The organism is Micromonospora sp. CA-240977, from assembly GCF_050942285.1.
Taxonomy (GTDB): domain Bacteria; phylum Actinomycetota; class Actinomycetes; order Mycobacteriales; family Micromonosporaceae; genus Micromonospora.
On sequence record NZ_CP192055.1, the window covers coordinates 2,486,120 to 2,508,552 of the forward strand.

General features: G+C 71.7%; 24 protein-coding genes. 13 read left to right on the forward strand and 11 right to left on the reverse strand.

Annotated features, from left to right (window positions below; all coding sequences use genetic code 11):
• The first annotated feature begins 5 nt into the window (after window positions 1-5).
• On the forward strand, window positions 6-614 hold the full coding sequence (locus ACQPWW_RS11455; protein WP_433134278.1) for a hypothetical protein: 609 nt from the start codon (window positions 6-8) through the stop codon (window positions 612-614).
• A gap of 160 nt (window positions 615-774) precedes the next feature.
• Entirely contained in the window at window positions 775-1,440 is a 666-nt protein-coding gene (locus ACQPWW_RS11460) for a class F sortase (RefSeq protein WP_433131865.1), read from the forward strand.
• A gap of 21 nt (window positions 1,441-1,461) precedes the next feature.
• Here ACQPWW_RS11460 and ACQPWW_RS11465 read toward each other — a convergent pair whose 3' ends face one another.
• From ACQPWW_RS11465 to ACQPWW_RS11480, 4 genes are all read right to left on the reverse strand, one after another.
• On the reverse strand, window positions 1,462-2,337 hold the full coding sequence (locus ACQPWW_RS11465) for an alpha/beta fold hydrolase (protein ID WP_433131867.1): 876 nt from the start codon (window positions 2,335-2,337) through the stop codon (window positions 1,462-1,464).
• A 272-nt stretch (window positions 2,338-2,609) separates the two neighbouring features.
• Window positions 2,610-2,927 (reverse strand): antibiotic biosynthesis monooxygenase family protein, encoded by a 318-nt coding sequence (locus tag ACQPWW_RS11470; RefSeq protein WP_433131869.1) that lies wholly within the window; start codon window positions 2,925-2,927, stop codon window positions 2,610-2,612.
• A 17-nt stretch (window positions 2,928-2,944) separates the two neighbouring features.
• Window positions 2,945-3,742 (reverse strand): exodeoxyribonuclease III, encoded by a 798-nt coding sequence (locus ACQPWW_RS11475; RefSeq protein ID WP_433131872.1) that lies wholly within the window; start codon window positions 3,740-3,742, stop codon window positions 2,945-2,947.
• 37 nt (window positions 3,743-3,779) lie between these two features.
• On the reverse strand, window positions 3,780-4,700 hold the full coding sequence (locus ACQPWW_RS11480; protein WP_355028874.1) for a proteasome assembly chaperone family protein: 921 nt from the start codon (window positions 4,698-4,700) through the stop codon (window positions 3,780-3,782).
• Between the two features lie 420 nt (window positions 4,701-5,120).
• Between ACQPWW_RS11480 and ACQPWW_RS11485 the strand changes: the two genes are divergently transcribed.
• The 3 genes from ACQPWW_RS11485 to ACQPWW_RS11495 all read left to right on the forward strand — a co-directional run bounded on the left by ACQPWW_RS11485 (window position 5,121) and on the right by ACQPWW_RS11495 (window position 7,028).
• Window positions 5,121-5,969, forward strand: coding sequence for a peptidase M23 (locus ACQPWW_RS11485; protein ID WP_433131875.1), 849 nt, complete (start codon window positions 5,121-5,123; stop codon window positions 5,967-5,969).
• Window positions 5,970-6,076: 107 nt separating this feature from the next.
• Window positions 6,077-6,223, forward strand: a complete 147-nt coding sequence (locus ACQPWW_RS11490) for a hypothetical protein (protein WP_433131877.1) — start codon at window positions 6,077-6,079, stop codon at window positions 6,221-6,223.
• Between the two features lie 49 nt (window positions 6,224-6,272).
• Window positions 6,273-7,028: an EcsC family protein gene (locus ACQPWW_RS11495; RefSeq protein ID WP_433131879.1), complete on the forward strand. Its 756-nt coding sequence runs from the start codon at window positions 6,273-6,275 to the stop codon at window positions 7,026-7,028.
• A gap of 17 nt (window positions 7,029-7,045) precedes the next feature.
• Here the strand turns inward: ACQPWW_RS11495 and ACQPWW_RS11500 are convergent, their stop codons facing one another.
• Together ACQPWW_RS11500 and ACQPWW_RS11505 are read right to left on the reverse strand one after the other, a co-directional pair.
• A complete protein-coding gene (locus ACQPWW_RS11500) occupies window positions 7,046-7,897 on the reverse strand; it encodes a GDSL-type esterase/lipase family protein (protein ID WP_433131881.1) in 852 nt (283 codons plus the stop codon).
• A gap of 121 nt (window positions 7,898-8,018) precedes the next feature.
• Window positions 8,019-8,609 (reverse strand): antibiotic biosynthesis monooxygenase, encoded by a 591-nt coding sequence (locus ACQPWW_RS11505; RefSeq protein WP_433131883.1) that lies wholly within the window; start codon window positions 8,607-8,609, stop codon window positions 8,019-8,021.
• Between the two features lie 122 nt (window positions 8,610-8,731).
• Between ACQPWW_RS11505 and ACQPWW_RS11510 the strand changes: the two genes are divergently transcribed.
• Genes ACQPWW_RS11510 through ACQPWW_RS11530 form a run of 5 tightly spaced genes read left to right on the forward strand, consistent with a single transcriptional unit; the run spans window position 8,732 to window position 13,296 of the window.
• The gene (locus ACQPWW_RS11510; RefSeq protein WP_433131885.1) at window positions 8,732-8,995 is read left to right on the forward strand and encodes a DUF6343 family protein; all 264 of its coding nucleotides are present in this window, start codon (window positions 8,732-8,734) and stop codon (window positions 8,993-8,995) included.
• A gap of 12 nt (window positions 8,996-9,007) precedes the next feature.
• Window positions 9,008-10,423 carry an NADP-dependent succinic semialdehyde dehydrogenase gene (locus ACQPWW_RS11515; RefSeq protein WP_433131887.1) on the forward strand — a complete coding sequence of 472 codons (1,416 nt, stop codon included), beginning with the start codon at window positions 9,008-9,010 and terminating at the stop codon, window positions 10,421-10,423.
• Between the two features lie 43 nt (window positions 10,424-10,466).
• On the forward strand, window positions 10,467-11,432 hold the full coding sequence (locus ACQPWW_RS11520; RefSeq protein ID WP_433131889.1) for a TIGR03885 family FMN-dependent LLM class oxidoreductase: 966 nt from the start codon (window positions 10,467-10,469) through the stop codon (window positions 11,430-11,432).
• Between the two features lie 38 nt (window positions 11,433-11,470).
• A complete protein-coding gene (locus tag ACQPWW_RS11525; protein ID WP_433131891.1) occupies window positions 11,471-13,042 on the forward strand; it encodes a Na+/H+ antiporter in 1,572 nt (523 codons plus the stop codon).
• Window positions 13,039-13,296 (forward strand): UBP-type zinc finger domain-containing protein, encoded by a 258-nt coding sequence (locus tag ACQPWW_RS11530; RefSeq protein WP_433131893.1) that lies wholly within the window; start codon window positions 13,039-13,041, stop codon window positions 13,294-13,296. Before ACQPWW_RS11525 ends, ACQPWW_RS11530 begins: the two co-directional genes overlap by 4 nt.
• Here ACQPWW_RS11530 and ACQPWW_RS11535 read toward each other — a convergent pair.
• The 3 genes from ACQPWW_RS11535 to ACQPWW_RS11545 form a co-directional block, all read right to left on the reverse strand.
• Window positions 13,272-14,546, reverse strand: coding sequence for an MFS transporter (locus ACQPWW_RS11535; RefSeq protein WP_433131895.1), 1,275 nt, complete (start codon window positions 14,544-14,546; stop codon window positions 13,272-13,274). The two genes, ACQPWW_RS11530 and ACQPWW_RS11535, sit on opposite strands and share 25 nt — an antisense overlap.
• A gap of 437 nt (window positions 14,547-14,983) precedes the next feature.
• Complete coding sequence (locus ACQPWW_RS11540) at window positions 14,984-15,163, reverse strand: hypothetical protein (RefSeq protein WP_433131897.1); 180 nt, start codon at window positions 15,161-15,163, stop codon at window positions 14,984-14,986.
• Between the two features lie 1,206 nt (window positions 15,164-16,369).
• Window positions 16,370-16,585 (reverse strand): helix-turn-helix transcriptional regulator, encoded by a 216-nt coding sequence (locus ACQPWW_RS11545; RefSeq protein ID WP_334509531.1) that lies wholly within the window; start codon window positions 16,583-16,585, stop codon window positions 16,370-16,372.
• Between the two features lie 263 nt (window positions 16,586-16,848).
• Here ACQPWW_RS11545 and ACQPWW_RS11550 point away from each other — a divergent pair, with 263 nt between their 5' ends.
• Both ACQPWW_RS11550 and ACQPWW_RS11555 read left to right on the forward strand, forming a co-directional pair.
• Window positions 16,849-17,067 carry a hypothetical protein gene (locus ACQPWW_RS11550; protein ID WP_433131899.1) on the forward strand — a complete coding sequence of 73 codons (219 nt, stop codon included), beginning with the start codon at window positions 16,849-16,851 and terminating at the stop codon, window positions 17,065-17,067.
• Window positions 17,064-17,312 (forward strand): hypothetical protein, encoded by a 249-nt coding sequence (locus ACQPWW_RS11555; RefSeq protein ID WP_433131901.1) that lies wholly within the window; start codon window positions 17,064-17,066, stop codon window positions 17,310-17,312. The genes ACQPWW_RS11550 and ACQPWW_RS11555 overlap by 4 nt, the downstream gene beginning before the upstream one ends.
• A gap of 88 nt (window positions 17,313-17,400) precedes the next feature.
• On the opposite strand, the gene ACQPWW_RS11560 is transcribed toward ACQPWW_RS11555, so the two are convergent.
• Together ACQPWW_RS11560 and ACQPWW_RS11565 are read right to left on the reverse strand one after the other, a co-directional pair.
• The gene (locus tag ACQPWW_RS11560) at window positions 17,401-18,651 is read right to left on the reverse strand and encodes a DUF222 domain-containing protein (RefSeq protein ID WP_433131903.1); all 1,251 of its coding nucleotides are present in this window, start codon (window positions 18,649-18,651) and stop codon (window positions 17,401-17,403) included.
• Window positions 18,652-18,829: 178 nt separating this feature from the next.
• Window positions 18,830-21,439 (reverse strand): glycoside hydrolase family 9 protein, encoded by a 2,610-nt coding sequence (locus tag ACQPWW_RS11565; protein WP_433131905.1) that lies wholly within the window; start codon window positions 21,437-21,439, stop codon window positions 18,830-18,832.
• A gap of 261 nt (window positions 21,440-21,700) precedes the next feature.
• Between ACQPWW_RS11565 and ACQPWW_RS11570 the strand changes: the two genes are divergently transcribed.
• Entirely contained in the window at window positions 21,701-22,426 is a 726-nt protein-coding gene (locus tag ACQPWW_RS11570; protein WP_433131907.1) for a PP2C family protein-serine/threonine phosphatase, read from the forward strand.
• The last annotated feature ends 7 nt before the right edge of the window (window positions 22,427-22,433 follow it).

Below are 22,433 nucleotides of genomic sequence, written 5' to 3' on the forward strand. Positions count from 1 at the left end.
GGGGCATCGTGACAGTGACCCGCGTCGGCGTGACCCTGTCGGTGCTGACCGCGCTCAGCGGCCCCCTGCTCACCGCCCTCCTGCTCACCACGCCCGCCGTTGCCGCGCCCCGGTCCGGCACGCCCGCCGTCGCCGCGCCGCAACCGGAGGGCCCGCCGGGTGGCGCGCCCCAGCCGACGCCGGCGGTGGACATCTTCGTCGAGGTGAGCCCCAGCACTGTGCAGCCCGGCTACCTGGTCGGGATCCGGGCCAGTTGCCGGGACAACTCGGTGGGCGCCACCGTCGTCTCCGACGCCTTCGGCGCGATCGGCGTACAGCCGCAGCATGGCCTGCTCACCGCCGCGCCGATGGTGCGCGAGCGCACGCGCCCCGGCAACTACCGGGTCAAGCTGGAGTGCCGCGACGGTGAGACCGCCTCGACAATGCTCCAGGTGGTCAAGAAGATCCCGGCCCAGCCCAGTCGTGGTCCGGCCACCGGCTTCGGCGGTAGTGCGAACGGGGTGACCGGCAAGCTGCTGCTGCCCGGCGGCGCGGCACTGACCGTCACCGGGTTGGTCCTCGCCGTCGTGGCGCTACGCCGGCCGCGTCCGGCCCGTGGCGCTGCGCGTCGCTGAGGCCGCCATGGAGATCTTCCGACCCGCGTCGCCGCCGCCCGGACCTCGCCCGGCCCCCGGCCCCCGCCCCGAACGGAATGACCGCCTGCCGGTGGACGACCGCTTCGACGCCCGTCGCCTGCCGCTGGACGACAGTCCGCTGGTCCCTGATCGTCCCAGTGTGGCTGCTCGACCGGCGACCGCCGTCACGCCTCGGCGTAGCCGCCCTGCTGGTCGTAGCCCCTGGTCGGTGCCGCTGGCAGTGGTGCTGGTGCTGGCCGGGGTCTTCGCCACCGGGGCGGGGCTGGGCCGCTCGGTCGGCCCGCTCGACTGGGCCCCGGCGGGCGGGGACCGCCCGGCCCGCAGCGAGTCGGTCGGGTTGTCGGCCAGCCGACCGGTACGCCTCACCGTGCCCGCCATCAAGGTGGCCGCGCCGGTGGCGCCCGTCGGGCAGGCCCGGGACGGCTCGATCGCCGTACCGCCGCTGGAGCGGCACAACGAGACCGGCTGGTACGACCGTGGTCCCACGCCCGGCGAACCCGGTCCGGCGGTGATCGTCGGGCACGTGGACACCAAGAGCGGCCCGTCGGTCTTCTACAATCTGGGCAAGCTGAAGCCGGGCGACCTCATCGAGGTGGCCCGGGCGGACCGGTCGACGGTGGTCTTCACCGTGGATACCGTGGAGCACTTCCCGAAGGACCAGCTGCCGGCCGATCGCATCTACGGCCACGACGGCCCCGCCGGGCTGCGGCTGATCACCTGCGGCGGCCAGTTCATCGGCGGTCGCACCGGCTACGCCGACAACGTGATCGCCTTCGCCACCCTCCAGTCCTCCCGCAAGCCCTGACGGCGCCTACCCGGGCGGGCGTCAGCCCAGGAAGTCCAGGAGGTGGCGGACGGTCTGCTCGGGGGCCTCCTCCGGAATGAAGTGCCCGACTCCGACCGGCTCGCCGCGCACGTCGTCGGCCCACTCCCGCCAGATGGCGAGCGGGTCGTCGTAGAGCTTCGCGACCTGACCCCGTTGGCTCCACAGAAACAGCACCGGGCAGGTGATCTTTCGGTTGCCGCGGTCCGCCTCGTCCTGCTGGTAGTCCAGCGTCGCGGCCGCGCGGAACTCCTCGCAGATCGCGTGCGCCGTGGCGGGATCACTGAACTGCCTGACGTACGCCGCCCGCACCTCGGGCGGGAAGGCGTCCTTCACCTCGGGCCAGATGTCGAGCATGTAGTCGACGAGCACGGCGGGCGCCGCGCCGATGAACTGCTCGGGCACCGGCGCCGGTGCGGCAAGGAAGGACCAGACCCAGTAGGAGAGGCTGAACGCCTTGTCGGCGCGGTTGTAGACGTCCCCGATCGGCACGACGTCCATGACGGCCAGCCGGGTGACGGCGTCCGGCGCGTCAAGCGCGAGACGGTACGCGCAGCGGGCACCCCGATCGTGGCCGACGAGGTGGAACTGCTGGTAACCGAGGCTCCGCATCACCTCGACCTGGTCGCGGGCGATGGCGCGCATGCCGTACGGCTCGTGGTCCGGCGTGCTCGGTGGCTTCCCGCTGTCGCCCCACCCGCGCAGGTCGGTGGCGACGACAGTGAACTGCTCGGCCAGCCGGGGCGCGACCTGGTGCCACATGAGATGCGTCTCGGGGATGCCGTGCAGGAGCAGGACGGGTGGCCCGCTGCCGCCACGGCGTCCGTGGATCGTCGCGCCGGACGTGGCGATGTCGAACTCGTCGAACCCGTCGAACATGGCCAAGGCCCCCCGTGACTCTCCCGCCGGTGCCAACGGCCTGTCGCGCGCGGGGCGACTGGTGATCGGCGCGTGTGGGCGGTCCGGACAGCCCGAGCGATCCGGTCGACGCTTCGACGCTAGCAGCGCAAACCGCCTCGTGCCGGGAGTTCGCTGCGGCCCCGACCCCCACTCGGGCTCAGTGAAACCGCGGCATCCCACCCCCGGGACACCCCGATCTCCGGAAGCCGGAGTGGATCAAGCCCGGGTGGGGGTCAGGGTCCGAGGGACGCTCAGGGCTGGGGGACGTGCAGGGCCACCTCGAACTCCAGCAGGCCTGCCCCGCTGGACACCGGCGGCCGGGGCTTCTCGCCGGGAGCGGCAGCGTGGGCGGCCCGCGACGGGCCGGCGGCCCACGCCTGGTACGCCTCCTCGGTCTCCCACTTCGTGTAGACGAAGTAGCGGGTCTCGCCGGCCACCGGTCGGAGCAGCTCGAAGCCGAGGAAGCCGGGGGAGTTTTCCACAGCGCCGGCTCGGGCGGCGAACCGCTTCTCCAACTCCGCGCCGGCGCCGGGCGGGACCTCGATTGCGTTGATCTTCACGACTGCCATCTGCCCACCCTAGCCACTCAGAACCCGTCGACAGCGGGCACCAGCTCCGCGTCCACCACGATCGGGGCGTGGTCGGAGGGGCCCTTGCCCTTGCGGGCCTCCCGGTCCACGTAGGCGGAACCGACAGCGCGGGCGAACGGCGCGGACGCGTACACCAGGTCGATTCTCATGCCCTTGTTCTGGTGGAACATCCCGGCCCGGTAGTCCCAGTAGGTGAAGGGGTGTGGCCCCTTCATCGGGGTCGGCACCACGTCGACGAGGCCCAGGTCGCGCAGTGCCGCGAGGGCCGCCCGCTCCGCCGGGGTGACGTGGGTGGAGTGGGTGAAGACCGCCGGGTCCCAGACGTCGGCGTCGGTCGGGGCGACGTTGAAGTCGCCGCAGACGGCCAGCGGGAGCACACCGGACAGCTCGGCCTCCAACGCGTCGCGCAGCGCCGCGAACCAGGCCAGCTTGTACGCGTAGTGCGGATCGTCGGGCGTCCGGCCGTTGGGCACGTACACCGACCAGACCCGCACCCCGCCGCAGGTGGCGGAGATGGCGCGGGCCTCCGGGTCGGGAAAGCCGGGCTCACCGGCGAACCCGACCCGGACGTCGTCCAGCCCGACCCGGGACAGGATGGCGACCCCGTTCCACCGGCCGTCGCTGTGACTGGCCACGGTGTAGCCCAACGCGCCCACCTCGGTCACCGGGAAGGCGCCGTCCGGGCACTTGGTCTCCTGCAGGCAGACGACGTCCGGCCCGGTGTCGGCCAACCACTGCAACAGCCGGGGGAGACGGGCCTTCACCGAGTTGACGTTCCAGGTCGCCAGGCGCATGCCCCCAGCCTGCCGCATCCGTCCCGGGTACGCCGGGTCAGCTGCCCGGGGTGTCGCCGGGACGGGTCTGTTCGGCCAGGAACCGCTCCAGTTCCGCGCCGAGCTCGTCGGCCGTGGGCAGCGGCCCGGCGTCCGGGGCGAGCAGGCTCTTCTCGCCGCGACCACGGGCGAACGCGTCGTACTGCTCCTCCAAGGCCTGCACCAGGGCGGCGGCGTCCTCGGTCTGGGCGACCTGGCGGTCGATCTCCACCCGGACCACCTCGGCGGCCGAGCGGAGCCCGTCGCCGGGCAGCAGCAGCCCGGTGCTGCGCGACACGGAGGTGAGCAGCACCTCGGCGGCGGCCGGGTATTCGGTCTGCGCCACGTAGTGCGGGACGTGGGCGGCGAAGCCCAACGCGTCGCGGCCCTGCTTGCCGAGGCGGAACTCCAGCAGGTGGCCGACGCTGCCGGGCACCTGGACCCGTTGCAGCCAGGGCTCGTATCCGGCGATCAGCTCGGGGCGGGTGGCGTGCGCCGTCACGCCGGTCGGTCGGGTGTGCGGCACCGCCATCGGGATCGAGTTGAGCCCGACGGTGAGGCGGACGTCCAGGCGGGCGGCCAACCCGGCGACGGCGGCCACGAACCGCTCCCACTGCAGGTCCGGCTCGGGGCCGGTGAGGAGCAGGAACGGGGTCTCGTCGTCGTCGTGCAGCAGGTGCAGCTCCAGCTCGGGCGCGTCGACGCTCTCCCAGTGGTCCTCGACGAACGTCATCACCGGTCGTCGCGACCGGTAGTCGAAGAGCTGGTCGACGTCGAAGGTCGCGATCGGTCGACCCTCCAGCGAGGTGAGCAACTGCTCGCGCGCCAGCCGGCTGGCGTTGCCGGCGTCCACGAACCCGGTGAGGGCCTGGATCAGGACCGGTTGCCCGAGGTCGGGCAGATCGTCGGTGAGCTGGTAGAGCTCGTGTGGGTCGAGCACCGGTGCGGACCTCCCTGAAATGTGCCTGCGGGGCGCCGACGCGACGGAGGGCACCCGTTCGGGCAACGTACCCGCCATCCTGGCGCATTCCTGCGCCGGGCGATTCGTCGCCCGAGGGATGGGCGTGACCGGACTATTCGCCTGATTACGCCGGAACGCCGCTGCGGTCGGCCGTTCGGTCGAGGGCCGCTTCGGCCCAACGGCCCAGTTTGTCGATCATGTCAGGCCCGAGGGTCGGATGTCGGGGCCTGTCACCGGTCGTGCCGGCCCGCGTGCGGCGCCGGCTTCATCCGGTACGCGAGGAACGTTCCCCGGGCGGGTCGACCCGACCGGGTCGTCCGGCAGTACCGCCCCGATCTGTGGCGATCACCACGTGATCACCGTGCGTGATCGGGGTTTCTTCCTGCCTAGCCTCGGTTGATGCGTGACGACGGCACCCTCGACGACCCGTACGCCCCGAGCAGCGCTACTGCCGATACGGAGGATGGCACCTCAGCCGAACGGACAACCGCCGCGAGTCGGCTCCGGGCACACGTCCGGGACCTGACCGGTCGACGCCGGGCCCAGCTGGCGCTGGCCACCGGGGTGGTCTGCTGCCTCGGCCTCACTGTCGTCGCCCAGGTCTGCGACGAGAAGCCCGGCGCGGCGACCCGGTCCGGCGCGACCGCCGGCGCGGAGCTGGCGCAGCGCGCCGAGCAGCAGGACGCGGCCTCCCGTGGTCTTGACCGTGCCGCTGCCGCGACGCCGTCCGCCACGGCGACTCCCGGTGACCCGGACACCGCGGCCCCCACCCGCAAGGCCGCCCCGGCCCGCCCGACCAGGCCGGCGCCCGTCGCCGGGCTGGACGAGGACCAGATGGAGAACGCCGAGGCGATCGTGCGCGCCGGCCGCAAGATGGGGGTGCCCCGCCGGGGTCTGGTGATCGCGGTCGCCACCGCCATGCAGGAGAGCAACCTCTACAACGTGGCAAGCGGTGTGCTGCCCGAGTCGCAGGACTACCCGCACCAGGGTGTCGGCTGGGACCACGACTCGGTCGGGTTGTTCCAGCAGCGCTCCAGCAGCGGCTGGGGCCCGGTGGGCCGGCTGATGGATCCCGAGTTCGCCACCCGGCAGTTCCTCTCCGCGCTGGAGCAGGTGCCCGGCTGGGAGCGGATGCGACTCACCGACGCGGCCCAGGCGGTGCAGGTCTCCGCGTACCCCGAGCACTACCAGCAGCACGAGTGGCGGGCCACCCGGGTCGTCGACGCCATCGCGCCGGCGGGGCGGTAGTCTTCCGCCCACTGTGGACGGTCAGGGTTGAGCCTGTCGGATCCCGGGTACATGTGTTGCGGGTTCGGGGTACACATGTACAGAGGGATCATCGACAGGAGGACGCCATGTCACTGATGCAGCGGATCACCACGTTCCTGAGATCGCCGAAGGGGCAGCAGATGGTCGAGCGGGGTCGTCGAGAGATGGCCAAGCCCGGCAACCAGCAGAAGCTCAAGGGTCTGGCGGCCCGGTTGTCCAACCGCCGCCGCTGACCGCTCCATCGGCCGCCCTGTCCGCCGTTCCCATCCCAGGGGAGACCCGGTGACCGACAACCCGCCCGTCGGCGGCCAGCCCGCCGCCCCCACTCCCCAGCCGCCCGTCGATCCGCCCGCCGGGTCGGCGGACGCCCCCGAGGGTCCGCCGGCCCGTCTCTGGGACCGGATGCGCGACGACCCCCAGTACGCCCCGGAGCACCTCGCCCTGGAGGCGGTGCGCCGGCTCGGGCCGGAAGCCGAGCAGTGGGCCGACCGGGTTCGAGCCGGGCAGCCCGGGATATCGTCCGACGCCCTGGCCGACCTGGCGGCCCGCAAGTTCGTCAACCTGGCCCGGCTGTCCGGCGCGGTCTCCGGCGCGGCCGGACTACCCGGCGCCGTGATCGACGTGGGCGTGCTGGCCTGGACCCAGGCCCGGATGGTGTTGCACATCGCCGCCGCGTACGACGTCGATCCGCTGCACAGCGACCGGGCCACCGACCTGCTGGTGTTGCAGCGCGTGCACAAGGTCGCCGAGAGCGCCCGACTGGCGCTCGGCGTGGCCGCCGGCCGGGAACGCGCCGACGCGCTCTTCGGTCTGGGGGGCCAGCGCCCGCTCGGTCGGATCATGCTGCAACTCGGTGTCCGGCTGGCCCAGATGGCCGGTGTCCGGGCCGCCAAGCGGATCGTCGCCAAGATCGTCCCCGGTGCGGCCATCGTGCTCGGCACCTGGGCCAACTCGTCGGCCACGAGGGACCTCGCGCAGCGTTCCCGGGAGCTCTACCGCCCACGGGGCGCCGCGCTCCCGGGCCCCCGACAACCCTGACCGCCCGTCCGGGACGGTCAACTGGCCATCCCGGAGGGTCGCCAGGTCGCCTCGGCGAGCCGGCCCTGGCCGGTGGCGTTGGGGTGGAACCAGTCCAGCGGGTTGAGCAGGTCCAGGGTGAACCGGACCTTGTGCGCCGCGCCGCCGTCGTGGCGACAGCGGGAGCCGTACGCCCGGCAGGCCGCGACCAACTCGGCGTTGTACGCGTCGACCCGATCCCGGACGGCGGCCCGGCGCGCCCGGTCGGCGGGCGCCGTCGAGGTCGCCTCGGCCAGCAGGGCCGGGCAGACGCCCCGCCGCCACGCGCGGACCGCCCGTGGATCGTCGTGCCCGACCTCCCAGAGCCGGTACAGGTCGGGGATGCTCACCACCAGCACCCGGGCCTTCGGTCGGCCGGTCCGCAGCACCCGTAGCCCCCGGTCCACGTCGGCCCGGAACTGCGCCACCGGCGTCATCGCGTCCACCCCGCCCCGGCAGATGTCGTTGGCGCCGATGAGCACCGTGACGTAGTCGGGGCGGTCGCGTACCGCTGCCTGGGCCTGACCTTCCAGGGCGTCCGCGCGGGCGCCGGCCCGGGCGTGGTTGTACGACCGGTCGCGGATCGCCGCGTTCTGGTCGAGCAGCCGCCGGTAGTGGCTCCGCACCCGCAGGCCGTCGCCGGTGGACCAGGAGTTGCGCTCGCAGGAGGTGAGCACCAGGCAGGAGGCGAAGCCGGTGCTTATCGAGTCGCCGAGGGCGGCGATCCCGCCCGGCCCGCTCGACGGCGGGCCGCTCCTGGTGGGTCGGGGCGCCGCGGAGGTGCCGCCCTCACAGGCCAGTGCGACGAGCGCGACGAGAAAGGCCAGCGCGGCGACCCACCGTCGAGGCATGACGTCCCCCGTTCCGCAGCGCAGAGCGACAGCGCGGTAACTCTATGCGTAGGACGTGGTTCACCGGGAAGTTGTTGTCGGGTATGCGGCAGAGTGTCGGTGGACGGGTCGGCGGGGTGCTTTAATCCCGCCGCGGCACCGGCTGGCCGTGCAGCCACCCGTGCAGGGCGCGGGTGATCCGGGGCAGCACCAGGTAGGTCATCAGCGGGGTCAGGCAGAGCGTCATCAGCAGCACCCGCGCCGCCAACGGCACGGCGGCGAGGAAGTGACTGGTCAGCAGGGTGGCGCTGAGGCTCAGCGGAAAGAACGCCAACCAGATGGTCACCGCCTGCTTCCACCTCGGCGGCGACGCCGGGCCGACCGGCTCGACCGGATCAACCGAGTGCTCCAGCGGCGGGTCGAACCAGCCCTCGATGCCGGTCCGCCGCTCGACCCGGGTGTGCTCGACGATGCCCTGGGCCGAGCTGAGCCACCAGTGCCGCTGCGGCGACTCCTCCCACCGGCGCAGCGTCTCGGCGTCGGCGAAGCGATAGAGCATGTGCCACTCCGCCGAACCGGGGCCGCTCTGCACCCAGCCGGCCCCGAGAAACCCGGGGAACGCCTCGGCCAGCGCGGTGCCGGCCCGCATCCAGGCCACCATCTCGCTGGACCGGGCCGGGTCGACACGGCGGGCGATGGCGACGGTCACCGGCACGGCGAGGGTCATTGACATGCGCCCATCCTGCGGGCAGCGGGGGCCGTGACGCGATCGGATGTGCCGGAGCACACCGGCCCGCCGGCGGCTGCGAGCGCGCGTACCGGTTAACCCGGCCGATCGGGGGTAGGTCGGGAGGCATGACGAGATCGCAGCCCCGGCGCGCCCGTGGCACGGTCGGCCACGCGTACAGCGCCCTGAACCTCCGGCTCGTTCTCGCCGGCTTCGGGTTGGTGATCATGGTGCTCTTCGCGGTGCTGGCGTTCTGGGCCGGCCTCGCCTGGCTCGGCGTACTCTGCGCGATCTTCGCCGTGGTCGCCGTGGTCGACCTGATCGTGATCCAGCGCCGCCGCGCCGCCCGCCACCGCGAGGAGCCGGGCGTACGACACTCGTTGTTCGAGTGACAGGAGGACGAGATGCCCCACATCGCCACCACCAACCCCGCCACCGGACAGGTGCTCAAGACCTACGAGGCGATGTCCACCGAGCAACTCGACGATGCCATCGAGCGCGCCGACCTCGCGTACCAGCAGCTCCGGACGACAGGCGTCGACCAGCGCGCCCGGTGGATGAACACCGCCGCCGACCTGCTGGACGCCGAGCGCGACGAGATCGCCCGGATCATGACCACGGAGATGGGCAAGACGTACGCCTCCGCGCAGGCCGAGGTGACCAAGTGCGCCACGGCCGCCCGCTTCTACGCCGACAGGGCGCCGGGGTTCCTCGCCGACGAGCCGGCCGACGCCGACGCCGTGAAGGCGACCAGGGCGTTCATCCGCTACCAGCCGATCGGCGTGGTGCTCGCGGTGATGCCCTGGAACTTCCCGCTCTGGCAGGTGATGCGCTTCGCCGCGCCGGCGCTGATGGCCGGCAACACCGGCCTGCTCAAGCACGCCTCGAACGTACCGCAGACCGCGCTGCTGCTGGAGGACGTGTTTCGCCGGGCCGGCTTCCCCGAGGGAGCCTTCACCACGGTGCTTGTCGGATCGGACGCGGTCGAGGCGATCCTCAGCGACCCCCGGGTCCGCGCCGCCACGCTGACCGGCAGTGAGCCGGCCGGTCGGTCCATCGCCCAGATCGCCGGGCGGGAGCTGAAGAAGACGGTCCTCGAACTCGGCGGCAGCGACCCGTTCGTGGTGATGCCCTCGGCCGACGTCGACCGGGCCGCCGAGGTGGCCACCACCGCCCGCTGTCAGAACAACGGCCAGTCCTGCATCGCCGCGAAGCGGTTCATCGTGCACACCGACGTCTTCGACGCCTTCGCCGAGAAGTTCGCCGCGAACATGGCCGCGCTGCGGGTCGGCGACCCGATGGACCCGAACACCGACGTGGGCCCGCTGGCCAGCGAGCGTGGCCGCGACGAGGTGCACGCCCAGGTCCGCGACGCGGCGGACCACGGGGCGACAGTGCTCTGCGGTGGCGAGCTGCCATCCGGCGACGGCTGGTTCTACCCGCCGACAGTGGTCACCTACCTCACGCCGCAGATGCGGATGTGGTCCGAGGAGGTCTTCGGCCCGGTCGCCGGACTGTTCCGGGTGTCGTCGTACGAGGAGGCGATCGCTGTCGCCAACGGCACCAGCTTCGGGCTCGGCTCGAACGCCTGGACCCGGGACCCGGCCGAGCAGGAGCGCTTCGCCACCGACCTGGACGCGGGCAACGTCTTCGTCAACGGCATGACCACCTCCTATCCGGAGTTGCCGTTCGGCGGTGTGAAGAACTCCGGCTACGGGCGCGAGCTGTCGGCGTTGGGCATGCGCGAGTTCTGCAACACCAAGACCGTCTGGGTGGGCGAGGGCGTCGCCTCGGCCGGAGCCGGCGCGCACGCCGAGTAGCCGCAGGCATCAGCCGACGCCGTCGTGGGTAGGAAGTGCGCCCATGACGTCGTTCGGATTTCACGCCTCGCATGAGCAGATCGGTCCCCGCGCCCTGTTGGAGGCGGTGAGACACGCCGAGCGGGTCGGCTTCGACGCCGCCATGTGCTCCGACCACTTCTCCCCATGGAGCGCGCGGCAGGGCGAGTCCGGCTTCGCCTGGTCCTGGCTGGGCGCCGCCCTCCAGGCCACCGGCCTGCCGTTCGGCGTCGTGAACGCGCCCGGCCAGCGGTACCACCCGGCGATCATCGCGCAGGCGATCGGCACCCTCGGCGCGATGTACCCGGGCCGGTTCTGGGCGGCGCTGGGCACCGGCGAGGCCAGCAACGAGCACATCACCGGCGAGCCGTGGCCGCGCAAGGACGTCCGCGCCGCGCGCCTGCGCGAGTGCGTGGACGTGATCCGGGCGCTGCTGGCCGGCGAGGAGGTCAGCCACGACGGCCTGGTGCGGGTCGACCGGGCCAGGCTGTGGACTCGCCCCGAGGAACCGCCCGCGCTTGTCGGCGCCGCCGTCAGCGTGGCCACCGCCCGCTGGTGCGCCGAGTGGGCGGACGGCCTGATCACCGTGAACGCCCCCGTGGCGCACCTGCGCGAGATGATCGACGCGTACCGGGACGCGGGTGGGCGCGGTCCGCTGCACCTGCAGGTGCACGTCTCCTGGGCGCCGGAGCAGGAGCAGGCCGAGGCGCTCGCGTACGACCAGTGGCGCAGCAATGTGTTCGCCCCGCCGGTCTGCTGGGACCTGGAGACGGTCGAGCACTTCGACGCGGTCTCCGCCGACGTGCCGGCGCAGCGGGTCGCCGAGGTGGTGAACGTCTCTGCCGACCTGGGCCGGCACGTCGGCTGGCTGGAGGAGTACGCGCAGCTCGGCTTCGACCAGATCGCCCTGCACCACGTCGGGCAGGAACAGCGCGGCTTCATCGACGCGTTCGGCACCGAGGTGCTGCCGAAGTTGCGGCCGACCGGCTGATCGAGGCCCGGATCAGGGGACCCCTAGGCTCGTACCCCATGGAAAGCCTGTTTCCGGTCGTCGTCTTCCTGGCGATCGCCACCTTCGGCGCCGCGCTGGCCCGCCGGCTCGGCCTGCTCGCGCCGATCGTGCTGGTCGTGCTCGGCCTGGCGCTCTCCTTCGTGCCCGGCGTCCCGCACGTCGAACTCGACCCGGAGTTGGTGCTTGTCGGCATCCTGCCGCCGCTGCTGTACGTCGCGGCGCTGGAAACCTCGGTGCCGGCGTTCAAGAACAACATCCGGCCGATCCTGCTGCTCGCGGTCGGCCTGGTGCTCTTCACCGCGTTCGTCGTCGGGTTCGTGCTGCACCTGCTGCTGCCGCAGGTGCCGTTCGCGATCTGCCTGGCGCTCGGCGCGGTGGTCGCCCCGCCGGACGCGGTGGCCGCCACCGCTGTCGCGCGCCGGGTCGGGCTGCCCCGCCGGGTGGTCACCATCCTGGAGGGGGAGAGCCTGGTCAACGACGCCACCGCGCTGGTGCTGCTGCGGGTCGCCACCATGGCCGCCGCCGGCCAGGCGGTCGGCGCCGCCGACGTCACAGTCGAGGTGCTGCGGGCCACCGGCGGCGGCATCCTGATCGGCGCGCTCGGCGCTGTGGTCTTCGGCTTCCTGCACCGGCGGATCACCGACCCGCTGCTGGACAACGCGCTGTCGTTGATCATTCCGTTCGCTGTGGTGTTCGCCGCCGAGGCGGTGCACTCCTCCGGCGTGGTCGCCGTGGTGGTCACCGGGCTGGCGCTCGGTCACAAGCTGTCCCAGCTGCTCTCGGCGGCCTCCCGGTTGCAGACTGCCGCGTTCTGGCGGCTGGTCCGGTTCCTGCTGGAAGGGCTGGTCTTCCTGCTTGTCGGCCTGCAACTGCGGGAGGTGCTGCGGGACCTCGACGAGCCGGCCGGCTCGCTCGCGCTGATCACCGTCGCGGTGCTCGCCACCGTCGTGCTGACCCGCTTCGTCTGGCTCTTCCCGGCCACCTACCTGGCCCGGCTGGTTCCCCGGGTCCGCCGCCGGGACTCGGCCCCGTCACCCCGGTTCCCGATCGTGATCGGCTGGGCCGGGATGCGGGGCGTGGTGACGCTGGCCGCCGCGTTGGCCCTGCCGCTGACAGTGGCCGGCGACGAGCCGTACCCCCGGGCCCTGTTCATCTGGCTGGCCTTCGCGGTGATCGTGGTCACCCTGGTCGGCCAGGGCGCCACGCTGCCGGCGGTCGCCCGCCGGCTGAAGCTGCCCCAGGACGACCCGGTGCAGGACGCGCTGTCGGCGGCCGGGGTGCAGCAACAGGCCAGCCGGGCCGCCCAGGACCGCCTCGACGAACTGGCCGACAGCGCTCCCGAGGCGGTGGTGGACCGGTTGCGCCGCGCGCTGGAGGATCGCAACAACCTGGCCTGGGAACGGCTCGGTGGCGCCGAGCGGGAAACGCCGTCGCAGGCGTACGGTCGGCTACGACAGAAGATGATCGACGCCGAGCGGGATGTCTTCCGGGCTGCCCGGGACTCCGGTCGAATCCCCGAGGAGGTGCTGGTGCGGGCCTATCGTGACCTGGACCTGGAAGAGTCGTTGCTGCGGGAGGTCGAGAAGTGAGCTGTCAGCATCTGGCCGAGGCGGAGGCGACGGAGCCGCGCACCACCGACGAATGCCCCGACTGCGTCGCCATCGGCAACGCCGACTGGGTGCACCTGCGGGGCTGCCTGAGCTGCGGGCACGTCGGTTGCTGCGACTCGTCGCCGTACCAGCACGCGACGAAGCACTTCGAGTCCACCGCCCACCCGGTGATCCGGTCGGTGCAGCCGGGCGAGACCTGGCGGTGGTGCTACGTCGACGAGGAGATCGGCTGATCGCTGGCCGGGGCCGGCTCGGGGCGGTTCGCCAGAGCCCGCCGGGTGAGCGGTGGCACGGCCAGGCCGGTGCCGGCGAGGAGCCCGGCCAGGGCGAGCCAGCCGAGCGGGCCGCCGCCGAGAATCAGCCAGGTCAGCAACGCCGGCCCCGCCGCGCGGGCCAGCCCGGCGAGCAGCGTGTCGACTCCCTGGTAGGCGCCGATGGCGTCCGGGGCGGCGAGGTCGTAGGCCAGCGCCGCCCCGGCCCCGGCGTGCCACAGGTCGCCGAGGGTGTAGATCACTGTCGCGCCCAGCAGCAGGCCGATCGCCAGCGTGCCGGAGACGACGCCCGTCGCGGCCCAGAGCAGCATCCCGGCCGCGAGCACCAGCCCGGCGCGGCGCATCGTCGCCGCCGCCGGCAGCGCGTGCCGGGCACCCCCGCTCAGCCGTACCGCGAACGCCACGGTGAGCAGCGTGTTGACAAGCAGCATGACGGAGACCAGCACCGGCGGAGCGTCGGTGCGGGTCACCACCCACAGCGGCAGCAGCAGCGTCAACGCCACCCAGTGCAGGGAGAGCACCGCTGAAGCGCCGGCGACCGCGAGGAAGCGCCAGTCGCGCAACGCGCGGCCCGGTCGCGGCCGGACCGCCCGCCGGACCGGCGGATACCCGGGCAGTCGCATGATCAGCGCCGCCGAGACCAGATAGGTAGCGGCGTTGCCGACCACGAGCAGCCGGTACGCCCACCCGGTGTCTGCCACCAGCGCGAACCCGGCCAGCCCCGCGCCGAGCGCCACCCCCAGGTTGGCCACCGCGCGCAGGGTGGCGAAGGCGTGCACCCGGCCCTGCGGCCCGCCGACCGCGGCGACCAGCGCGGCGCGGACCGCCAGGTTTCCGGAGATCAGCAGCGCGTCCAGTGTGGCCACCAGCAGGAAGACCGGGAACGAACCGACGAACAGGTACGCGACGGCGACGGCGGCCTGGGCCAGTTGGAGGACCGCCCGGAGGTTGCGAGGGTCACGCCGGTCGGCCAGCCCGCCGAGCGGCACGCTGGCGGTGAGCCCCACCAGGCCGGCGAGCGTGAGCCCCAGCCCGACCCGCGTCGGGCTCAGCCCGACGACGCGAGTGAGGTAGAGCGCCGAACCGGTCACCCACAGCCCGGTCCCGACGGTGTTGGCGAGCGTGGCCAGCGACAGGGTACGCAGCCGACCCGGCGGCGGCAGCGGCGACAGAGAGCGCCAGAGGCCGCGAATCCTCGCTCGGGTGCCCACGTCCCGACCCTAGGTTCGACGCACGTACACCGATGTCCCGAGCGCTGCGGCGCCCGTCACAGCCCGGCTCCGGCGCGTTCGTTGCCCCAGCGCCTCCGATGTGGCGTGTGGCACGAAAACCGACACCTCCGGAGTGACCTGATGAAGCGCGCCGAACATCAAACCTGCGACCACCCGCGTACGAACGCAGCTCGTGAAGCTTGTCGAAAGGCAGACGGGCCGGGAGTTGGAAGTGTTCAGGCGTTGGACCACGGCAACTGCGGTCACCCGTCTACCAACCCTGCCCGCAACCGATGCCGCCGGAAGGGTTCTTCCCATCTGATGCCTCTTGCCTCTACGGCCGAGCTGCTGATCAGCTTCCCCGATATCGACCTAGACGACGAGGCGGGCTGAGCTGCGAATACTCGCTGCTGGCCTTACTGACGGGTGGTAGCGGATCACCGACGCCACCGGAACAGCTCGGCTACAGCCTTGATGATGCCGGGCCGGTCCTTCGGGTCGGTGCCACGAAGGGCCAAGGCGGTGATGATGATCTTTCCCGCGACCGGCACGGCGACGGCAGCTGCCAAGACCCACGGGCCAGCGCCGACGAACGGCTCAAGATTCGCGAGCCCCACTTCATACCCCCTCCCTGGTCGGGCGAGGGTGCGTTAACCCAGCCCGGCCAGTGCGTCAACACTGGTCTGGCTGAGTCCGCGTTCCGGCGATCGGGGCTCAGTGCAGGAACGCGAATGCGTCCCCAGATGTAGAAGGGTGGTGCATCACCAACTGTGTATGGGCGACTCGGGTAGCCCTGCCGCCGGAGCACAGAGCCACCAAACCTCGCAGCCCGGCGTAGCGCCGTTTGCTCCTCCATTGCGGAGTCTGGCCCGAGGGGGCACCCATGCCATTGCGGCTCGGGTGGTCCTGGTGGGCAATATACCCGACCACTGCCACGCACGCGACGACCCGGCATATAGACCCCTCAGTTCGCCCCAGAGGCGCCGACCCCCGCCGGTCCGGGGCACCCACTACCGACTGTGACGATCCCAGAGTCCACTAGTTGCGCAGTAACGGGAATGATCGATCCGACGGAGGCAACCGGCCCGCCGGTCGTCAGTCGTGCTGGGATGGCCTTCCGCCCATGCCAGACAACACCGGGAACTCACACCGAGGGCGGCCCCGCCCTTGGCCTGTGGGTTCCTCTGCTGTCGCTGGAACGGAACAGGACCAGACATGGTGATCAATCACAGCTTGTGCGGCCACCCTGCCACCACGAAGGCCTGCACCGCGTGCCGAAAGGCACGCGGGCCAAGGGCTGAGGTTGTCCAGGCGCTGGATTCGCGTCAGCCTCGGGTTGCGCGGGTCGTTTATGCTGTCGGCTGTCGATCCGAGCTGGACGGATCGGCAAACCGAGAGAGGACACTAACTTCGGACTCCAAACCGGAGTTAGGGCATCCCCTCTGCCGATTGGTGGGGGTGTCAGCCGTTGCACCTCAGTACTTCTTACGACTTCTGAGATCCCGCTCAATCGGCGCAGGACCTCAGCTTCACCAGTCATGCGTGCTGGTCGAGCTGAGCCCTGCGCGGCCTCACTCGACCAGAGTGAGGAGAGGTAAGCAGTGGGACTATCCAGCATCGAGCCCATCGCCGCAGCCAGTCCGTTGATCGCTGCGGTTCTCGTAGGGCTTCCGGTAGCCGGCAAAGTCATCGTGGCCGGTATCGCTCTGAGGGGCGCTGAATCCAAAGACCGCTCCGCCATCGTGAAGGCAGTATCCGAGCTGTTCCGCTGGTGGCGTCGGTAGTCGTGTGACGGACGGCCGGGCAGGCTACGTCCTGCCCGGTCAGTCCGGGGTGTCGTCCTCGGTTGGGCGCGGCTGGCGGTACTTCTTGATCCACGCCTCGACGTCCTCGGCCAACCAGACCTTCGTTCCCCGTAGCTCCTGGTACGGCTTCGGGAAGGTGGGGTACCTGGCGAGCTGCTGGAACCGCTGCCGCGAGACGCCCAGGCGCTCCGCGATCTCGTACGGCCCCATGAGCTGACCTGGCCCTCGGTCCATAGCCCGAAAGTAAGGCGACTCGCTCTATCCTTTCGGCAATTGCCAGTTGACTAATCCGACCGAGGCGGTGACCGTGGACGCATGACCCGACGCGTCACTTTTGCGGAGTATCTGGCTGCCGTAGCCCTGACTTTGGCCCGCCGCCATCGGCCGGTGTGGTCTTGGGTCAAGTGGCGGAACGTCTGCACGTGCGGGAACGAGCTGCCCTGCCGGGTCAGACACAAGATCCCGATCAACCGAGGGCACTGGCCAGGTGAGGGCCGATGACCACACACGGGCCGGTCCTCCCGCTGTGGCTGTGCGAGACGTGCGACCGACCCTGGCCCTGTTCGACACGCCGCGCTGAGCTGCTGGGGGAGTACGCCACGTCGCCGGTAGCCCTCCGGATCTACCTGGGCTCGCACCTGCTGGCAGCTACGCAGGACATGTCCTGGGCTCCCGCCGACGCCGTGTACCGCAGGTTCCTCGGGTGGCTGGCATGAAGGCCGGGGACCTGCTGATCGTGGGGCGACAGGCCAGCGTCCAGTTCACCCGACCGATCAGGTTCCGGGTCATCCGCCAGCTCGACTGGATCACCTATGACGGATGGATCTGGCTCGACGGGTACCAGCTCGACGCGCGAGGCGACGCGTTGGCGCAACGGTCGATCTTCGTCATGAAGGCCGGGCTGCGATCCGCCCCGGCACCCGTGGCGTCGGCTGTGGGCCGATCTCGACGCGATCGATGACCGGGGTTCGTCGGCACCAGCGTGCCAGCCAACCTCAGCGGCTTGTCGGCCCCAAAGCGTTCGTCGGACTCGGTCCGGGGCGAGGAGGTCACGTTCGCCGGTGGTAGTGGTTACGGCGGGGGACCTGTTCGGGGTCGAGCCAGGCCGGTGGAATGAATTCGGGGTGGCCGTCCCCGGCCAACCGGACGGCCCACTCGCTGTGGTGGAGGTGTCGGTGGTGGTGGCCGCAGAGCAGCACCGCGTTGGCCAGGCTGGTGTCGCCGCCGTCGGCCCAGTGCAGGATGTGGTGGGCGTCGCACCAACGGGGTGGGCGGTCGCAGCCGGGGAAGGCGCAGCCGCGGTCGCGCAGGACGAGGGCGCGTCGGAGTGGGCCGGTGATGAGGCGGCGTTGTCGGCCGACGTCGAGTGTTTGGCCGGCGCCGCCGAGGACGGCGGGCAGGATCGCCGCGTCACAGGCGAGCCGACGTACCGTCTCCGGGGTGAGCCGCAGGCCGGCGTCGAGGGTGCCGGCGTCGAGTTGTCGGGCCACCGCGTCGAAGCTGGTGGTGACGACGATCTGGGCGGGGTCGCCGCCGTGGTCGGGTAGGTCGGTGGTGCGCAGGCTGAGTCGGCACAGGTCGGCGAGGGCGTCGTGGCGGCGTTGTCCGGGGGAGCGTTGGTCGTCGGGGCCGGACGGGGCGGTCAGCGGGTCGATCGCGGCGCGGAACAGGCCGGCGGTTTCGGTGTCGAGGGTGCCGGTGAGGCGGAGCCGTCCGTCGCTCAGCTCGGAGAGGGTGAGGTGGCGGTCGCGGGCGGCGCGGCGGGCCTCGGCCTCCAGTGCGGCCCGGGCGGCGGCGTCGGCGACCTCCGGTGCGACGTGGTCGAGGATGCGGGTGCCGAGTTTGCGCAGGAGGGTGGGCTCGAACTGCCCGGCCCACTCGACAAGCACGCCGACCGCCTTGTCCGCTGCCTCGGCGCCGGCGGCCGTGTGCACCGTGTCGACTGTCGCACCGATGACCCGGGCCTGCTCGACGCTGATGTCCCCGTTTGCCAGAGCGGAGCTAACCTCCGGTGCTCCGGCGTCGAGCGCGGCGGCGAGATCGACAAGCCGACGAGCGGCGGAGATGCTCAGCCGCAACCGCTCACGCAACCACACCGCAGTCGACGAGGATCCCTGCGTCACGGCCGTGCCGCGACCGTCCAACTCTCGAACCAGGGATAACTGGACGGCCGCGAGACGCTGCTCCAGCCGGTGCGCGGCGTCGAGCGCCGCGATGAGGTCGGGCTCCGGAAGAGCCCAGGTCGACGCGTCAAGACAGGCGGCGATCTCCGCCTCGGCCTGCGTCAACTCCTCCAACACGAACCGAGAATAGAACAGGTGTACGACAACTTTGCCGCCGACGCGGATGGCTGATCCGCCGGCTCGGCGGGGACGGCTGTTGTGCCGGGGTGGGCGCCGCGGGGCAATTCGACAGCGCCGTGGGAAACGCGCCAGCGGCTGGTGACCGCCCGGTGCGGGCGGTCACCAGCCGTACCGGTCAGGACAGCGAGCAGGGTTTGCCGTTCACGGTGACCAGGCCCGGGTTCGGGTTGGCGCCGCCGCCTGTCGTCGCGTTGAAGCCGAACGTCACAGTGCCGCCGGGTGTGATCTTGGCGTTGTGTGACTCGTTGCGGGCGGTCACCGTGGCGCCGGACTGGGTGACCTTCGCCAACCACGCCTCGCGGACCCGCTGGTCGCCGGTGAACGCGAAGCGCACGCTCCAGCCGTTGACAGCCGTGGTGCCGGTGTTGCGGATGGCCAGCTGTGCGGTGAACCCGGTGCCGCCCTGCCAGGTGCCGTAGTTGCTGTAGCTCACCGAGCAGGTGATGGCCGGCACCGCGCCGGCGTCACCCTGGTCGGCCAGGAACGACGAGATCCAGGTCAGCGCGGAGTTCCAGTTGATCGCCACCTCGTTCGTCGAGTACGAGTTGATGTCGTCGACGTAGCAGAACATCGGGGCGCAGCCGGTGAGCAGCTGTGCCACGAACGGGTCCTGCAGGGCCGCGTTCGCGCCACCGGCGAGGGAGCCGGCGGGCGGGTGGGGCAGGTTCGGGTCGAGCTGGTTGCCGAAGATCCGGCTGTGCTGGTTCTGTGCCGCGTGCTCACCCCAGCCCGTGACGTAGGAGATGTTCAGGGCGTTGCGGCCGAAGATGTAGTCCATCGCCTGCACGGCGCCGTCGCGGTAGGCGGCGTTCCGGGTCAGGTCGAACGCGGTGGCCAGCACGACGGCGTTGTTGATGATGCTGCTGTTGCCGCCCCAGAAGTAGCTGTTGGCGTCGCCCGGCATCGGCAGCCCGTACGCCTGCCGGCGCAGCTCGGCGAGGTACGCGTCGGCAGCGGTGGTGACCGAGGCGCGAACCCGGGTGAGGTCGGCGGTGGGCAGCCCGTTCGGCACGGTGGCCAGGTCGAGGCGGCCCAGCGCCGCCGTGCTCTGCCAGCCGAAGCCGCGCGGGTCGAACACGTCACCGGTGTGGTGCGGCGACGCGGTCAGGTCGGTCAGGTAGGTCTGCGCGCCGGTGCTGAGGTACAGCTCGGCCGCCGCCCAGTAGAACTCGTCGGTGACGTTGCTGTCGTCGTACGCGCCGCCGCCGGTGCCGTCGGTCGGGCTGGCGTACACCGCGGGGTGGGCCTTGGCCGCGGCGTAGGCCGTCTTCGCGGCGGTGCCGCAGCGGGTCGCGAACGCCGCGTCGTAGGGGGCGAAGAGCCGCGCGCACTGGGCGGCGGTGGCGGCCAGGTTCAGAGTGGCCGCTGTCGACGGCGGGTGCAGCTCACGCGGCTGCGGGTCGTCCTGCGGGGCGAGCGGCAGCCCGGTCCAGTTCTGGTCGTGGATCTTGTGGTGGACCATGCCGGCCAGCGGCTTGCCGGCCGGTACCTGCATGCGCAGCAGGAACTCCAGCTCCCAGCGGGCCTCGTCGAGGATGTCCGGCACGCCGTTGTCGCGTTCGGGCACCCGCAGCGTGCCGTCGGCGAGCTCCGCGCCGCCGTCGGCGGTGGCCGCGGTCTTGGTGCGCTCGAAGGTGTTCAACAGCTGGTAGGTGGCGATGCCGCCGTTGACCACGTACTTGCCGTGGTCACCGGCGTCGTACCAGCCGCCGCGCACATCCAGCGAGTAGTCGCAGACGCCCGGCTGGCAGGGCACGTTGGTGTCGCCCTTGTTGGGCGCCACGTCGAGGTGCCCGGCGGGGCGGGCGTACTCGTCGCCGATCAGGTCCCCGTCGATGGCGATGCCGCTGCGCTGGGCGTAGAAGAACTGCAGCGAGTCGGAGCGCAGCTGGTCGTAGAGGGCGCCGGAGATGTTGAAGGGGTGACTGGTCTCGCCGTCGACGGTGAGCGTCAGCCCGCTGCCGGGGGTGCGGTAGCTGGAGAAGTCGACGGTCTGCACGTTCTGCCCGGAGGCGGCGTCGACGCCGCGGGCGGTGGTGGTGCCGCTGGCCACGACGGCGCCGGCGGCGCTGCGCAGCTGCCAGGGCAGTGGGCTGGTGGCCTCGGTGACGACTGTGGCGTTCTTCGGGCCGCCGGGCAGGTAGCCGACCTGGTTGACGCGGACCCGTGGCCCGGTGTCCGGCACGTACGGCGCGGGCGGCTCGCCGCCGCGCAGCGAGACGTCGTCGAGGCAGATGGTCTGCGCCTGGGCGGATCCGCCGACCTGGAAGATCAGTTGGGCGTTGGGGTTGTCGTCCGGGACGGTGAAGGTCTGCTCGACCCGCTGGGCGGTGCCGGTCGCTGTGGCGTCCACTGCCGCGTACGTCGTGTACGGGGCGCTGCCGAGTTGCAGCACGGCCTTGACGGCGGCGCCGGGGGTGGCGGAGACGGCGAAGCCGAGGGTGTATTCGGCGCCCGCGATCAGCGGCACCCCGTCCTGGCCGATGCCGGCGTCCCAGGGGTTGGCCAGCCCGCCCGCGACGGTGGTGCAGAGCCGGCCGTCAGTGACCGCGAGTGGACCGGTGCCGAAGGAGAACCAGGGGCTCACCCCGGCGCTGAAGTCGCCGTTGTCGATCTGCTCGGGAGCATCCGGCGGTGGCTCGGCGTAGGCCGCGCCGGCGCCCGCGCCGGTGAGGGCCAGGGTGGTCGCCGCAGCCAACAGGAGGCGGCGTCGGGATCTCGTCACGAGGAGTCCTTCCGGACGGGTGGGGAGACGGTGGTGGAGGCCGATACCTGGGAGCGCTCCCAGGTATCGGCTCGATGTTTCCAGCGTCGGCATCCCGTGTCAATTGATCTGACTGGATGGGTTCTGGCGCGCGACGAGGGCGACGTCCGTTTCCGGCGCGGCCCGGTAGACCGGCGTGCGAACGTGAGATTGGCCGCGCCACGCGCCGTCGTCCTGATCTCCTAGAGACAACTGCGCCCTTCGCCTGGCAGGCTGCCTCCCATGACCCTGAAGCTGCGTTCCGTGGGAACGAGCGACCGTGGGCTGATCCGCAGCGGAAACCAGGACGCCCTGCACGCCGGGAACTGGCTCGTCGCCGTCGCCGACGGCATGGGCGGGATGGCCGCCGGCGACCTGGCCAGCTCCCTCACCATCGACGCGGTGGCCCCGCTGGACGTGGAAACCCCCGAGGACGCTCTGGTGGCCGCGCTCGAAGGTGGCATCGCGCTGGCCACCTCCCGGATCCGGCAGGCGGTCGCCGAGGATCCCGAGCGCCAGGGCATGGGCACCACACTGACCGCCCTGCTCTTCGCCCGGACCGGCAGCTGCCTGGCCCTCGCGCACGTCGGCGACTCCCGGGCCTACCTGTTCCGCGAGGGCGTGCTCAAGCAGGTCACCCGGGATGACACGTTCGTCCAGATGCTTGTGGACCAGGGCGTGATCACCCCGGACCAGGCCAGCAGCCATCCGCGCCGTGCCGTCGTCACCCAGGCCCTGCAGGGTGACGAGGTCACCCCGTCGTACTCGACGATGGTGCCCCGGGCCGGCGACCGCTGGCTGCTGTGCAGCGACGGCCTCTCCAACGTCGTCCGCCCGGACACCCTCACCGAGGTGCTCAGGGAGTATCCCGACCGGACCGCCTGCACTGGCAAACTGATCGACCTGGCACTGCACGCCGGCGCGCCGGACAACGTGAGTGTCGTGGTGGCCGACGTCCTGGAGGAGTAGGGCCGGC

Coding starts and splice junctions, on each gene's coding strand:
- ACQPWW_RS11505 (WP_433131883.1), bottom strand. CDS start 8,609: ATGTCAATGACCCTCGCCGTGCCGGTGACCGTCGCCATCGCCCGCCGT.
- ACQPWW_RS11520 (WP_433131889.1), top strand. CDS start 10,467: ATGACGTCGTTCGGATTTCACGCCTCGCATGAGCAGATCGGTCCCCGC.
- ACQPWW_RS11555 (WP_433131901.1), top strand. CDS start 17,064: ATGAAGGCCGGGGACCTGCTGATCGTGGGGCGACAGGCCAGCGTCCAG.
- ACQPWW_RS11465 (WP_433131867.1), bottom strand. CDS start 2,337: ATGTTCGACGGGTTCGACGAGTTCGACATCGCCACGTCCGGCGCGACG.
- ACQPWW_RS11515 (WP_433131887.1), top strand. CDS start 9,008: ATGCCCCACATCGCCACCACCAACCCCGCCACCGGACAGGTGCTCAAG.
- ACQPWW_RS11470 (WP_433131869.1), bottom strand. CDS start 2,927: ATGGCAGTCGTGAAGATCAACGCAATCGAGGTCCCGCCCGGCGCCGGC.
- ACQPWW_RS11545 (WP_334509531.1), bottom strand. CDS start 16,585: ATGGACCGAGGGCCAGGTCAGCTCATGGGGCCGTACGAGATCGCGGAG.
- ACQPWW_RS11485 (WP_433131875.1), top strand. CDS start 5,121: ATGCGTGACGACGGCACCCTCGACGACCCGTACGCCCCGAGCAGCGCT.
- ACQPWW_RS11490 (WP_433131877.1), top strand. CDS start 6,077: ATGTCACTGATGCAGCGGATCACCACGTTCCTGAGATCGCCGAAGGGG.
- ACQPWW_RS11570 (WP_433131907.1), top strand. CDS start 21,701: ATGACCCTGAAGCTGCGTTCCGTGGGAACGAGCGACCGTGGGCTGATC.
- ACQPWW_RS11525 (WP_433131891.1), top strand. CDS start 11,471: ATGGAAAGCCTGTTTCCGGTCGTCGTCTTCCTGGCGATCGCCACCTTC.
- ACQPWW_RS11550 (WP_433131899.1), top strand. CDS start 16,849: ATGACCACACACGGGCCGGTCCTCCCGCTGTGGCTGTGCGAGACGTGC.
- ACQPWW_RS11510 (WP_433131885.1), top strand. CDS start 8,732: ATGACGAGATCGCAGCCCCGGCGCGCCCGTGGCACGGTCGGCCACGCG.
- ACQPWW_RS11475 (WP_433131872.1), bottom strand. CDS start 3,742: ATGCGCCTGGCGACCTGGAACGTCAACTCGGTGAAGGCCCGTCTCCCC.
- ACQPWW_RS11500 (WP_433131881.1), bottom strand. CDS start 7,897: ATGCCTCGACGGTGGGTCGCCGCGCTGGCCTTTCTCGTCGCGCTCGTC.